The organism is Paenibacillus durus, assembly GCF_000756615.1.
GTDB classification, from domain to species: Bacteria; Bacillota; Bacilli; order Paenibacillales; family Paenibacillaceae; genus Paenibacillus_AQ; species Paenibacillus_AQ durus.
The window spans coordinates 3807344-3821410 of record NZ_CP009288.1 but is presented as its reverse complement, the minus strand read 5'-3'; the positions used below and the strand labels follow the sequence as shown (position 1 = coordinate 3821410).

13 protein-coding genes are annotated in these 14067 nt (G+C 49.2%); 11 read left to right on the top strand and 2 right to left on the bottom strand.

All coding sequences use genetic code 11. The features are described from left to right. Positions 1 to 12: 12 nt before the first annotated feature. The 3 genes from PDUR_RS16280 (at position 13) to PDUR_RS16270 (ending at position 3867) form a co-directional block, all read left to right on the top strand. Positions 13 to 642, top strand: coding sequence for a TetR/AcrR family transcriptional regulator (locus PDUR_RS16280; protein WP_042207207.1), 630 nt, complete (start codon positions 13 to 15; stop codon positions 640 to 642). A 31-nt stretch (positions 643 to 673) separates the two neighbouring features. Continuing rightward, complete coding sequence (locus PDUR_RS16275; protein WP_042207206.1) at positions 674 to 2170, top strand: DHA2 family efflux MFS transporter permease subunit; 1497 nt, start codon at positions 674 to 676, stop codon at positions 2168 to 2170. A gap of 224 nt (positions 2171 to 2394) precedes the next feature. Continuing rightward, positions 2395 to 3867, top strand: coding sequence for an amino acid permease (locus PDUR_RS16270; RefSeq protein WP_042207205.1), 1473 nt, complete (start codon positions 2395 to 2397; stop codon positions 3865 to 3867). 84 nt (positions 3868 to 3951) lie between these two features. Here the strand turns inward: PDUR_RS16270 and PDUR_RS16265 are convergent, their stop codons facing one another. Beyond that, positions 3952 to 4773, bottom strand: coding sequence for a nitroreductase family protein (locus PDUR_RS16265; protein WP_042207203.1), 822 nt, complete (start codon positions 4771 to 4773; stop codon positions 3952 to 3954). 227 nt (positions 4774 to 5000) lie between these two features. On the opposite strand from PDUR_RS16265, the gene PDUR_RS16260 reads away from it, so the two are divergent. The 7 genes from PDUR_RS16260 (at position 5001) to PDUR_RS16230 (ending at position 12760) form a co-directional block, all read left to right on the top strand. After that, positions 5001 to 6089: a GIY-YIG nuclease family protein gene (locus PDUR_RS16260; protein WP_042207202.1), complete on the top strand. Its 1089-nt coding sequence runs from the start codon at positions 5001 to 5003 to the stop codon at positions 6087 to 6089. A gap of 79 nt (positions 6090 to 6168) precedes the next feature. Next, positions 6169 to 7122, top strand: coding sequence for a sugar-binding transcriptional regulator (locus PDUR_RS16255; protein ID WP_042207201.1), 954 nt, complete (start codon positions 6169 to 6171; stop codon positions 7120 to 7122). A gap of 11 nt (positions 7123 to 7133) precedes the next feature. Then, positions 7134 to 7817 (top strand): ribose 5-phosphate isomerase A, encoded by a 684-nt coding sequence (rpiA, locus tag PDUR_RS16250; protein ID WP_042207200.1) that lies wholly within the window; start codon positions 7134 to 7136, stop codon positions 7815 to 7817. A 386-nt stretch (positions 7818 to 8203) separates the two neighbouring features. Then, the gene (locus PDUR_RS16245) at positions 8204 to 9634 is read left to right on the top strand and encodes a PTS fructose transporter subunit IIC (RefSeq protein ID WP_042207198.1); all 1431 of its coding nucleotides are present in this window, start codon (positions 8204 to 8206) and stop codon (positions 9632 to 9634) included. After that, positions 9631 to 10602, top strand: coding sequence for a Gfo/Idh/MocA family protein (locus PDUR_RS16240; protein WP_042207197.1), 972 nt, complete (start codon positions 9631 to 9633; stop codon positions 10600 to 10602). Before PDUR_RS16245 ends, PDUR_RS16240 begins: the two co-directional genes overlap by 4 nt. Positions 10603 to 10831: 229 nt before the next feature. Next, complete coding sequence (locus PDUR_RS16235; RefSeq protein WP_042207196.1) at positions 10832 to 12085, top strand: DUF5050 domain-containing protein; 1254 nt, start codon at positions 10832 to 10834, stop codon at positions 12083 to 12085. 39 nt (positions 12086 to 12124) lie between these two features. Then, positions 12125 to 12760 (top strand): hypothetical protein, encoded by a 636-nt coding sequence (locus tag PDUR_RS16230; RefSeq protein WP_042207195.1) that lies wholly within the window; start codon positions 12125 to 12127, stop codon positions 12758 to 12760. A 16-nt stretch (positions 12761 to 12776) separates the two neighbouring features. On the opposite strand, the gene PDUR_RS16225 is transcribed toward PDUR_RS16230, so the two are convergent. Continuing rightward, positions 12777 to 12998 carry a cysteine-rich CWC family protein gene (locus PDUR_RS16225; RefSeq protein ID WP_042207193.1) on the bottom strand — a complete coding sequence of 74 codons (222 nt, stop codon included), beginning with the start codon at positions 12996 to 12998 and terminating at the stop codon, positions 12777 to 12779. A gap of 77 nt (positions 12999 to 13075) precedes the next feature. On the opposite strand from PDUR_RS16225, the gene PDUR_RS16220 reads away from it, so the two are divergent. Next, a complete protein-coding gene (locus PDUR_RS16220; RefSeq protein WP_042207191.1) occupies positions 13076 to 13966 on the top strand; it encodes an alpha/beta fold hydrolase in 891 nt (296 codons plus the stop codon). Positions 13967 to 14067: the final 101 nt, after the last annotated feature.

The window sequence follows — 14067 nt, the reverse complement described above, 5'->3', positions numbered from 1 at the left end:
AAATGGCTCTACATGACCCTGGAACAAGATCCTGAGGTTTTCGGAGATAAAGATACGAAGCAGCAAATTCTTGACGCCACAGTAGATTTGATATGCGAGGGAGGAGTAGAATATGTAACCTTGCGCCGAATAGCCGCGAAGGCCGAGGTGAATCTGGCGCTTGTAAATTACTATTACCGGTCCAAGGACAATCTGCTGATTGAGGCGATCCGTACGCTGATTTCCCGTTTTGATGCCGCGCTCAATGCGCTTGAGGATGACGCTCTGCCGCCCAAAGATCGGCTGAAGCTGTTCTTCAAGAAGTATGCCGGCCATCTTCTGCAATATCCGGGACTGGCCAAGCACATGATGAATAAGACCCCGAGCATCATGGGCTCACTTCATAAATATTCCCAATACAGCAAAACAATGAAGCAGCAAAAAATGCTGTCCGTCTTGCGGGAGACAACAGGCGAGCAGGATGAAGACCGGCTCAGGCTGATGATGGTTCAGCTGTTCGGAGCCGTATTAATGCCGATTGTCGCGTACACATGCGCGGAACCGGAAGACGATGACGAAAGCTTGCCCAGCGCGCATCTGCCCTCGGTGGAAATTCAGGTTGATCATCTGATCGACCATTACTTTCACAAGTATGAGGTTTAACCGAAAACATATATAGAAAGAGTGGAGATTCATGGAACATACGAAACAGGCGGTTTCGTCCGCCGCGGAAACGGAGTCTTTTTCGCTAAAAGCGATCATTCCGCCTCTGCTGGCGATTATCGTCGGCATGATTATGGTTATTCTGGACAGCACGGTGGTCAATGTCGCCATTCCGAACCTTACCGACTATTTCAATGCGGATCTCAAGACTATTCAATGGACCATTACCGGATATACGCTTGCGTTGTCAGCTGTGATCCCGCTGGCCGGATGGATGACCGACCGGTTCGGCGCCAAACGGATATTCGTAGCGACGGTTGTGATGTTCGTTATTGGGTCGGTGCTGTGTTCAATAGCCCAGACACCTGTACAGCTTATTATTTATCGCGTCATTCAGGGCCTGGGCGGCGGAATGGTCGCTCCGATCGGGATGGCTATGGTATTCCGCCTGGCTCCTCCGGAGCGCAGAGGCTCCATTATGGGCATGCTCGGCATTCCGATGCTGCTGGCCCCGGCGCTGGGCCCGATCCTTTCCGGTTGGCTGATTGAGTATGTAAGCTGGCACTGGATCTTTCTGATCAACCTGCCGATAGGCATCGTTGCCGTTATCCTGGGCGCGAAATATTTGCCGAATACCGAGCGGCATGAGACGCCGCATCTCGATCTGCTCGGCATCATTCTCGCTCCGATTGCCTTCTCGATGCTGGCTTATGGTGTCAATGAAGGCGGAGGCACCGGCTGGTCGACGACACCGGCGATTACTGGACTCACCGTTGGCGGCGCCGCACTGCTCTTGTTCATTATTGTGGAGCTGCGGCAGAAGAATCCGCTGCTTGAGCTGCGTGTCTTTGGCTCATCCGACTTTACCCGCGGCATCTTCCTGTCCTGGGTTACCCAGGCGGCCTTGTTCGGCTCCATGCTGTTCGTACCGCTGTATTTGCAGAATGTGCGTCAATTCTCTGCGCTTGAGACCGGTCTGATTCTTCTGCCGCAGGCTCTGGCCTCCGCCATCGGTATGCCGCTTGGCGGACGGCTGTTTGACAAGATTGGCGCAAGACCGCTGGCATTTGTCGGGCTGTCGATCATCTCGACCGCGCTGTTCCTGCTGTCGAATATTACGATCGAAACAAGTCTGCCGAGCATTATGGTCTGTCTTGGACTAATGGGCCTTGGCATGGGTCTTACGATGATGCCGGTGAATACGCATGTGCTTAACGCCGCGCCGCGCCATCTCGTGGGACGCGTTACACCGTTGACAACGGCTGCACAGCAGGTTGTCGTTTCTTTCGCCGTTGCCGGAATGACCGGATATCTGACCACACAGATTAGCGAACATATGGCAGCGGCCGGCAAGGGCGGCAATCCGCTAGTAGCGGCGGTCATGGGCTTTGACGATGTCTTCTTCCTGTCAGCCTGTATCGCCGCTGCCGGAGTTGTGATCAGTCTGATTCTGCGCAAGCCGAAAGCGGGATCGTCCGACGAGGGCGAAGTGCAGCAAGAAGATGCCGCGCTCTTGCCCGGCCATTAATAACAGGCTGTACCTTATAACCGGCAGAATCCGGATGCAGTGATGTAAGTCAGGGGATGCTCCGTGAGCGAAACAATCGCTTGCGGGGCATCCCCTTGTTTTGTATATGGGAGCGGACGATCTGCCGACGAAATTCAGGATGTGATGAAGGTTCCGCACTGCCATGGGTAATTCCTCCGATATTTGCAGATACTGATGTCAAACATGTCGTTGGAGGGCGTCTTATGAAGCGTGAAGAGAAGGGTTTATCCGTATGGCAGCTTACCATGCTTGCGCTTGGAACCGTTGTGGGCGGCTCATTTTTCCTGGGCTCCTCGGTGGCGATTCGTGCGGCGGGACCTTCTGTACTGGTGGCTTATGTTATTGGCGGGATTCTGGTCTATTTCATTTTAACGGCGCTGTCAGAAATGACGGTTGCGAATCCGGCGTCCGGATCATTCCGCACTTATACTGAACAAGCCTTTGGCCGGGGAGCCGGCTTTACGATAGGCTGGGTATACTGGACCGGGCTTGTACTGGCTATGTCAAGCGAAGCGACGGCGGCGTCCATATTACTTCGGAATTGGTTCCCCATACTTTCACTCCCCGTACTCGGGGTGGTTATTATTATCATCGTAACGCTGCTTAACTTGCTGGGAGCACAATGGTTAGGCAAGCTCGAAAGCGGGCTCGCCGCGATAAAGCTGCTTGCCATTGCTGCTTTTGTAGTTATTGCCGTATGCTTGGCCGCCGGAATCGGGACCGCTCTGTTCGGTACCACAGCCGGGCAGGGCGGCGCAGTGGCGGCCGGGTACGGCCTCCTGACGGGCGAGCCCTGGATGCCGGGAGGGATCAGCGGCATTGCAGGGAGCATGCTGATGGTGATGTTTACCTATGCGGGATTTGAAGTGCTCGGACTCGCCGCGTCCGAGACGAGTAAGCCAGCGGTAACGATACCGAAGGCCATCCGGCTCACAATTGTCCTGCTGGTCGGTCTTTATTTAGCCGCTATAACAGCTCTGTTCCTGCTGATTCCCCGTTCCCTTGTGTCTGAAGAGGTCAGCCCGTTCGTATCGGCGCTCACCCTGCATGGTTTGGGCTGGACGGGAACTGTAATGAACATCGTACTGGTATCAGCGATTTTATCCACAATGCTTGCATCCGTATTCGGCTTGGGCCGTATGCTCCGCTCTCTGGCCGAGGAAGGGCATACGCCGGTCTGGATGCGGGACCGCTCGGACATACCGTATCGCGGCATTCTCGTATCGGGAGGGGGTATGCTCGGCGCTCTCGGTCTCGGATTGATGCTGCCGCAGGGCATTTATTTATTTCTGGTCAGCTCGGGCGGCTTCTCTCTGCTGTTCGTCTATGTCGTCATCATGGCCAGCCATTACCGGCTCCGTAAACGGCATGGCGGCTCATTTGTACAGCGGCGCGGAATGAGAGGGTTTCCCTATACGTCATGGCTCTCCATCGGAAGCCTGATCGCAATTATCGTAAGCATGCCGCTAATCCCGGGCCAGGGGGGAGGCCTTGCGGCTGGAGTGATGTTTGTTCTGCTGTTCGCAGGCTTGTACGCGTTCGGCCGCTTTCGCCGAAAATCGCCTTATCTATCCCGAAAGCAGCTCCGCCCGCTGCCGCCCGTCAGACCTGTGTCTCCCGGTTATGCCAACGTAGAGATGTCTGAAGAACTGACCGATCCTAAGTCGAAGAATTGAGAAGGGCATTCTTTTCAATCAAGCCCCCCAGCCTTACAACAAGACTAGGGGTCTTTTTGGCGGTGATATATTGTTAATATTTCTTTACACCGTTACTTTCCCGGGACTGAAAAAAGCAACATCCAGCGGATTCCGGTCCACTAATCTTTTGTATTGATACATAGGGTATCCCACCATCACTGCTCCGGTGATGATCTTATCTTCTGGGATATGGAACAAATCCAGCATGGGGGAACCTTCTGCACGCGCACAAAATTCGAGCAGCCCCGCCCAACAGGAACCTAAGCCGATGGAAGGCGCAAATAATTCGAGATAGGTCAGCGAGAAGATCGAATTTTCCCGGGCGTTCTTGAAATCTTTAGCAGCAGTTGTGAGGATAAGGCTTGGAGCATTGCGCAGAATCACATCCGTTCCTTCTTTACGGTATGTGTCAACGATGGAAGAATATCGCGTGCCTAATACGGGGGCATTTTCCAGGCACTGGATCGTCATTTCCGAAGCCTTGCGCAAAGTCTCTTTATCCTCAACAATGACATAGGAGATCCCCTGTGAATTGCTGCCCGTAGGCGCGAAGCGGGCGATCTCCACAAGCTGCAGCAGTTTTTCCCGTGGAACCGCCGTCTTCTTGTAACTGCGTATAGAACGGCGGGATCGTAAGAAGCGCTCGGCTTCTTCTGCGCTAAACTTGCTGAACTCTGAGATTGGAAGCTGTCCGGCCAGCGGCGTTAATGAATGATCAATCGCTTCGTTTGGGCATACAGCGACACAATGTCCGCATTCAATACAGGCTGTCGGCGACGTCTCTTCGGGACCTTGTTCTCCCATAGTTAAAGCACGGGTTGGACATTCTTTCACACATATCTCACATTGTATGCACTCTTCTTGATCTACTGTAATTAATCCCACACGTTTCACTCCTTCACATTGGGCCTATTGGTATGTAATAAACTGATCGGTCTAATATATCGTATCACACCCTCTTAATCTGTCAATATCTGGGTTACGCCTCTTTTGAGCTAAAGCTTATATGATTTTTCTTTGGACGAATTTAGGAATGTTCTGTCATGCTATAATGGGTCTATGTCTAGTAGAATGGCCGAGAACCTAGCGGCAGAAGGAGGCTTTTTCCATAAATGAAAGACAAAATTACAAGCCTTCCCACATCGCCGGGAGTCTATCTGATGAAAGATTCGCTTGGCGGGATCATTTATGTCGGCAAATCCAAGAATCTCAAAAAAAGAGTGCAATCCTACTTCTATAACTTGAGGTCCCATCCCAAAAAGGTAAAGCAGCTGGTCGGCCACATAAAGGACCTGGAGCACAGAGTGACAGATACCGAATTTGAGGCTTTTATGCTGGAGTGCAGGTTAATTCAGGAATTGAAGCCCATGTACAATAAAAAAATGAAAAATCCGCTCGCCTACACCTATATTGTTATAAAGATCACCGTAGGGCTGCGCCGTATAGAAATTACCAACAAACCTGGCGCAAGCGATGACCATGTGGTATTCGGACCCTACACAGCTAACCGAAATTCGGTGGAACGGGCGGTCCAAGGGATTCAGCAATGTTACAAAATCGCCTGCACTCATTCTCACTGGAGCAGCTCCGCCTGCTTGAACTATTCACTCGGGCTATGTCTAGGCATGTGTCTGGGCGGGGAGGCTGTTAACGAATATAACCGGATCTTAGACCGGTTTATCGCTCTTCTTGACGGCAGTGACCGGGGACTGTATGAAGAAATGCAGCAAAGAATGCAGGAGGCGGCCGAGCAGTACGACTTTAAGGCGGCGGCGAAATACAGGGACTATATAGAGTCCGTAGACTTCATTCTAAATAAGGAAAAAGTAATCGGATTCACCGAAGAGAACCGGAATATCGTCATCTATGAATATTTAAGCGAGGATACGATCAAGCTCTTTCTCGTCAAACGGAATGTCATTCTTCACAGGGAGAAGCTTACACTCGGGCCGTCTGGAATGGAGCCGCTGCACGCCAGGATAAAGGACTTAATTATGAACAGCTTCAGGGCCGATTCGACTCTTCAATCCAGTAAAGTTAGCCGTGAAGAAATTGATGAGGCTCAGATTATTTACAGCTATCTCCAGGGCAGCGCCTGCCATTATCTCTTTATTCCTGAAGAATGGCTTGAATCTGGCGACCACCCCGACATTGACAAAGCGCTGCATGCTTATCTGAATAACGCATTGACTCCCATTTGAAAAAAGCATATACTCAAATTGCACATTAGCACATTTTATATCAACATGAACAAATGTGCAAAAGCTACGAGGTGTCTACATGGATAATAATGAAGAGATCAGGTTAATGCTGAAGGTTGCCCAGATGTATTACGACAACGACATGACGCAGAGCGAAATTTCGAAGGAGCTTGGGATTTACCGGACGACCATAAGCCGCATGTTGAAGAAAATCCGCGAGAAAGGCATCGTGAAGATCACGATTAACTATAGCCTGAGCGAAACCTTCAGCATCGAACGGCAGCTGGTGGAGCGCTTCGGTCTGAAGGAAGCAATCGTAGTCCCGGTTACAGGCGACGATAAGAAGTCCAAGCTGAAAGTCATGGGCCAGGCTTGCGCACAGCTGATCAGCCGGATTGTCGGTGATGAAGATGTGGTCGGTTTAGCCTGGGGAAGCTCGTTGGCCGAGGTCATTAATGAACTGGAAGAGCCCCGCGAATCCGGCGCCGTGTTCGTGCCTATGGTTGGCGGACCGTCGGGCAAGCTGGAGAGTCAATTCCATGTGAATACCCTTGTGTACGCAGCCGCGCAGAAGTTTAAGGGAACGTCCTACCTGATTGATGTTCCTGCCATACTGGAGCGCAAGGAAACGCGGGATCAGATCGTGGAGTCGCAATATTTTCAGAACATTTCGGAACTTTGGGAAAAGGTTACCATTGCGATTTTTGGCATCGGTTCCATTCAGATAAAGGGCAGCGCGACCTGGAATTCTTTTTACGGGAACGAGCTGTTTGAAGAGCTGGAAAGAGGCCAAATTGTCGGGGATATTTGTTCCCAATTTTTTGATATCGGCGGAAATCTTGTGACTACAAGCATCTCCGAGCGCAGGATTGCGATTGGGCTGGACCATTTGCACAAGACGAAGTATTCCATTGGAGTTGCGGAGTCGGAGGAAAAGGCGGACGCCATTATTGGCGCTTTGCGCGGAAAATATGTTAACGTTCTGGTGACTACTGAAGAAACGGCCCGGATCATTTTGGAACGCACAGTCTAAGGAGGAGAACAATGTCTGACGATATCAAGAAAATCTGCGCTAGGGAAGCCCTTAAGTTTATTAAGACCGGCACGGTTATCGGCTTGGGCGGAGGAAGCACCATATCCTATCTGATCCAATATCTCAAAGAGGATGCCAATCTTGAGATCAAAGTGGTGACGCCATCCGTCAAGACGAGACTGCTCTGCATCCAGAACGGGCTGGAGGTGCTGTACACGTCCGCGGTTGAGCAAGTATCGGTAGCTTTTGACGGCTGCGACGAGGTGGATGAAAGCCTGAACGCGCTGAAGAGCGGAGGCGGCATCCATACGAAAGAAAAGCTAATCGCTTCCATGGCGGAAGACTACATACTGCTTGTCGACGATACGAAGTTTGTGAATCGCCTGACCTTTAAGCATCCCGTCGTTCTGGAGATCCTTGAGGATTCTTTGGCCTATGTGCAGCGTAAAGTAACGGAGCTGGGAGGCAAGCCGTCCATTCGGTCGAGTGCCGCCAAAGACGGGTTCACCGTGACGGAGAACGGAAATCTGCTGCTGGACGTGCATTTTGAACAGGTGGAGGATATTGCCAAGCTTGAAAGCGATCTGCAGCAGATTCGCGGGGTGGTCGATACATCCTTATTTGTCAATGTGGCTACGAAAGCGCTGATTGCCGGTGAATCCGGCATCCGACTGGTGTCCGCAGCGAAGAATTAAGCCCTACTTTATAATCTTATCCGTTAAAAAAGTCCAATAAATCGGGTCGCGTGACGCTGGAGGCTTCAGCATACGACGGTGCGGTTTATTGGAGTTTTGCTTTTTAATGCAATCGGCTTCACTATCCTGTTAATGGGATGGGGGAGCCGTTTTTCATTAGAATAGACCGCCAAATTTCAGCCGAAATTCGACCGAAATTTTATGTTGACAATCCCAAAGCGGGTGTTATACTGAAACTGTGAAAACGAGCACAAATTATTATTCAATGCACAAATGTGCAGATCAATTAGGTGGTGGTAGGTTAGCCGGGAATGGGGAGTCAGGAAAGAAATAATTTAATAACCAGATTGTAAGCGCTTAATTAAAGAACAAGGGGACGATTAATAATGAAGCTTGTAGCCATTACGTCTTGTCCGACCGGTATAGCTCACACCTATATGGCGGCGGAAGCACTTCAAGTGGCAGCCAAAGCAATGGGTCATAACATCAAAGTAGAGACCCAAGGCTCCGTTGGCGCCGAGAACGTGATTACAGAGCAGGATCTCCGGGAAGCGGACGGAATCATTATTGCCGCCGATACCAAGGTAGATAAGAGCCGTTTTGCCGGAAGAGCGATCATTGAAGTTCCGGTTAAGGAAGCCATCAGAGATCCAAAAGAGCTGATTAACCGGGCTTTAAACGCCAAGCCGGAGGCTGCCGCAAAAGTGGATCTGACCGAGCAGGTAAATCAAATCAAGGCGGAAGAAAAAGAATCGAGAAGTGGAATCTACAAGCATCTGATGACCGGCGTTTCATTCATGATACCTTTTGTGGTGGCTGGCGGCCTGCTGATTGCGCTGGGCTTCGCCATCGGCGGTATATATGTCTTCGACCATCCGGGATCGATTGGCGAAACGTTGTTCACAACCGGTAAATCGGCATTTGCCTTGATGATTCCCATCTTGGGCGCATATATCGCATACTCGATTGCCGACAGGCCCGCTCTAGTACCCGGGATGATCGGCGGATACTTTGCCAGCACGAACGGGTCGGGCTTCCTTGGCGCTCTGCTTGCCGGCTTTGCTGCAGGTTATCTGGTGCTTGCGATCAAGAAGTATCTGAAGCTGCCCAAAACGATGCAGGGCCTGATGCCAATCCTTATTATTCCTTTACTGTCCGCGGGTATTATGGGACTGCTCATGGTTTACGTTGTTGGAGAGCCGGTCGCCTTCGTCAACAAGGCATTGGCTGATTGGTTGAATTCGCTTAATGGTACAAATGCGGCAATACTTGGAATTATTCTTGGATTGATGCAGGCCTTCGACATGGGAGGTCCGGTCAACAAGGCGGCCTATGCGTTCGCCACTTCCACGCTCGTACCGGGTCACGCTTCGCCGATTATGGCGGCTGTTATGGCAGCCGGTATGGTTCCGCCGCTTGGAATTGCACTGTCGACCGTGCTTGCGAAGAGAAAGTACACGGCTGCGGAAAAAGAAGCGGGGAAAGCCTGCTGGGCCTTGGGCGCATCCTTCATTACCGAAGGCGCTATCCCATTCGCTGCGACCGATCCTCTTCGGGTCATCCCGTCCATCATGGCCGGTTCCGCAGTGGCCGGCGGTCTGTCAATGGTGTTTGGAGCTGGACTAGCCGTTCCGCACGGCGGCGTATGGGTGCTGTTGATTCCGAATGTCGTAACCCAACTGGTTCCGTATATCATTGCCATTTTGGCAGGGACAGCGGTTACGGCGGGCATCCTTTCTTTTGTTAAGAAAAATGTAAGTGAAATTAGCGGTTCAAAAGTACAATACGATAACGTTCAGGGGGAATTGAAACTATGAGTAAGTTGAATTGGGCCATCATTGGCCCGGGCTGGGCAGCATCGGATTTTGTAAAAGCGATCAAAACGGTAAATGGAAGTGTCTACGCCGTAGCAGGAATATCACAGGAAGAGGCACAGGCCTTTGCCGATAAGAATCAAGTCGAAAAAGCCTTCGGAGATTATACAGAGATGTTAAAGGACGAAGCGATCGACGTTGTCTACATCTCCACCCCTCATAATCTGCACCACAAGTTTATTATGGAGAGCCTGAAGCATGGCAAGCATGTGATCAGCGAAAAGGCAATTACGGTAAACAGCGAGCAGCTCACTGAAATTATCGCATTGGCCGAAGAGAAGAACCTGGTCGTTGCCGAAGCGATGACGCTGTACTATATGCCGCTATACAAAAAACTCAAGGAGATTCTGGATTCGGGTCAGCTGGGCAAGCTGAAAATGATTCAGGTATCCTTCGGAAGCTGCAAGGAATACGATGTGAAGAACCGCTTTTTCAGCAAAGATCTGGCCGGGGGAGCGCTTCTCGATATCGGAACCTATGCGTTGTCCTTCACCCGCTTCTTCCTGTCCCAGCAGCCGCATGAGGTTCTGACGACGGTGAAAACATTCGAAACAGGGGTGGATGAGCAGTCCGGAATTATCCTGAAAAATGGTGCAGACGAAATGGCAGTCATCTCGCTGACCATGCGGGCCAAAATGCCGAAACGCGGTATAGTCGCGGGAGAGCTCGGGTTCATCACCGTGGACAACTTCCCAAGAGCGGATAAAGCCACCATTACCTATACTGCGGACGGCAGAGTAGAACAGATTGAGGCCGGAGAGACGGCTAAAGCACTGGAGTACGAAGTGGAAGATATGCAGAACTTCATCTTGAATAAGAAGAATACCGCTACGCTGCATCTGTCCAATGATGTTATGGCTCTTATGACCAATGTCCGCAATCAATGGGGCATAAAATATCCTTTCGAGTAATAGCACACAAAAGACCGAGTCCCGGCAGAGCGCTGGGGTTCGGTTTTTTGTCGTATTTTGAGTCGAATTAACGCAGCTTTCGATTACAGGTTTCCAGATTATAGTATAATGAGGCTACAGTACATAAGGAACTGTTACTCAAATGAATTTATACGGAAGTGTACCGAGTTGCTGATTGATGCAGTGATTTAACTTGCGGTAAAAAATTTAACTATAAAGAGGTGTTTTATTGAAGAAATGGGCTTTTATTCTTCCCTTATCCTTTTGCTTACTAAGTACGGGGACGAGTTTCGCAAGTTCATCAGATAGCCAATCGATCATCGTTACTGTAAACGAAAAGGTAATAAATTTTGATGTACAACCTATTAATGATCAAGGCACGGTTTTTGTCCCAATCCGTTTTATTGTGGATGAACTGGGCGGAAATATAACTTCATGGAAGGACAACGAGATTTCCTTAAAGAAGGGTATCACAACCGTTACTTTAGGTATCGGGTCTACAACAGTTTATAAAAATCAGCAGCAATTCTCGCTTACAGCCGCTCCAAAATTAATAAATGGTAGAACGTTAGTGCCTCTCCGATTTCTATCCGAAGCGTTAGGAGCATCCGTAAATTACGAAAACAATCGTATATCGATTAGTACAGATGATACTAAACAATCTCTAGCCGTCAGAGGTAATTCCATCGGAAACCTAAACAACGGTGGCTGGTATGCGACTGATAATGAATGGATTTATTTCAACAATCAACTTGACAGCGGCAAACTTTATAAAGAAAAGATGGATGGCTCTGAAAGTCAAAAAATCAGCGATGACCAGTATGTCGGCTATCTTAATATCGTTAATGAAGGTCTTTATTATACAAGTGACAATAAACTTTTTAAATCAGATTTAGATGGGTCCAACCGAATGCTGCTAAAGGACTTTGGAATTGGGCTGAACTTTGTAACTGTTGTAGGCGATTGGATTTATTATACTGAAGGCAGCTCAATGTTTAAGCCGCTATATCGCATGAAGACAGATGGCACATCAAAAGTGTTGCTTGAAAAGTATGGTGTATCAAGTATCGCCGTATCAGGCGGACAAATTTTTTATACCATTGATGCTCGTAAATTATTTGTTATGAACACTGACGGCAGCAAAAAAAAGAAACTGCTTGAGGGCAGCTATATCACATGGGTAGACGTAAAAGATCAATCATTACTCTTCAATTACGATAAGCAGCTTTATACAATGAGGATAGACGGAACGTCATTAACCAAAATCTCGGAACATAATGCTCAAAATATTAACGTGCAAGGCGATTGGCTGTACTACAGCAACTATTCGGAATATAGCAAAAAATTATATCGGATCAACCTTATTGATAAGACAACCCAAAAGTTAAGCGATAATAAAACATTTTATCTTCACATACTAGGCAACAAAATTTTCTTTCTCAATGCTAATGTCAGAAGTGTCGAAGAGATCATTGTTGATTAACACAATAGACCGGTTAAACGGCAATGAGGAGGATCGAATATGAAGCTTTATCAAATGTCATCACGGCCAAACGGCACTGATCGGTTGGCGAGCTTTCTGGAAGACAACTTCGTCTGTATCGGCTGGCCGGGAATCAGTGATCTGGAGCATACGGGCAGTGACGAACTGCGGGAGAGATTCGCCGCCGTGTACGGCAAGGAGTTAGCCGATCCAGACGCAGCGGCGGTCGGGGTCGCACTTTTTGTGCATGGGATGCAGGACGGCGATTACGTGCTGGTAGTTGCCGAAGACGCAGGATATGTGTATCTGGGTGACCTCGGCGACTATTTCTATGACGAACGATATGATAACGAGCAGGATGGAATGTGTCACCGCAGGGGAGTTACCTGGCTGAGCCGCATTCCCCGGGACGAACTGAACCCCGCCTTACGGGAATGGCTGAATGAAGGCGCGGCTGTTTCGGTTTACCCCCTACCGGACGAAGAGGCAGGGCTGGACCGCTGGCTTAACCCTTCAATCGAACCGCAAATATCCCGGACGGAACGGGTTAAGGTAGATAACAAGACGATTGAAGAAGCGCTGGAGGTTCTGAAATCGGCGCTTCGCAGTGAAGACCCGGAACGGCGGGAAAGAGCGGCGGCGGCGATTCTCGGGTATGCCAGGGGGCAGTATTGAGAAGTGCAGATGTATGCTATCCGCTGTTTCGCTTAAATGCCTCCAGGCACTTCTTGCAAATGCAGGCTTTGCCGAGATACTCCTTCGAAATCTGCTTCAATATCTCCTGCGGAAAAATCTCTTTCATGCACCAGCAGTCTGCATGGGAGCGGCCCGCCGCGCCCGCGCAGTCATTGGCCTTTCCGCACAGAGGGCAGATTCCCGCAGACTGTGCTGCTTGTTTGGCTTGATCCGGCATTTAGAAACTCCTTCCTTTCTATTTCGTCGAATGTTAGAATGTAAAATAATTTGGTTATCTAAGGGGCAGTTATCGATATGGAAACAACAAAAGCCGAGGCAGACCATAAAGATTATTTAGAAGCTTATTCCGCATGCCTCTCGTTGTGGCCGGTTGCTTATAAAACCGTCTACGTCACAACCAGCTATGGAGATACTCATATACTCATTAGCGGTTCGGAAGAGAATCCGCCGCTTCTTTTACTGCATGGACTGGGTTTCAGCTCTACCATGTGGTATCCCAATATAGCAGAACTAAGCAAAAGTTGCTGTACATATTGTATTGATATTGTTGGAGACGCCAATAAGACGATATTCACCCGTAAACCGGCTTCCAGATCCGAGTTATCCGAATGGCTGCTTGAAGTAATTAAGGCGTTGAACTTAGAGCGGCCCGATCTTGCCGGATTGTCGTACGGGGGATTCATTGCGCTTAATTTTGCGATTCACTATCCGGAATACATCAATAAGGTTATATTACTTAGTCCGGCAGGCACTTTACAACCTTTTAAACTACAATTTTTCGCAAGAGTATTCTCAACTTTATTTTTCTCCGGAAAAAAGGCGTTATTGGATAACTTTCTGCGCTGGATGTTCGAGGAGCGATATGAGATGCATCCTTTATTTTTACAACAGCTAACTGCCGGTATGAGGCTTAGACGCTCATCCAGTGTTGACCGAGGGAAGAAAAAATCCAAGTCGATCTGGCCGAGTGTTATTCCAAATGATGAATTGAAAAATATAAAGTCTGACGTAATGCTGCTCCTTGGAGAGGAAGAAGTGATATACAATCCGGTCAAAGGCCTCAAGAGAGCAAAGAAATGGATTCCGAGAATTGATGCCAAGCTATTAAAAAATGTCGGTCATGGTATGTCAATGGAACAACCTGACCTTATCAATAACTACATCCTGAGTTTTCTGCAAAAGTGAGCTTGGCGTCAGTGGGGACAGGAGGTGCTGCCATGACAAACGAAAACTTTTTCATCTTATCTACAATTGTTGGGCTAATCATCCTATGTTGGGCTAATCAT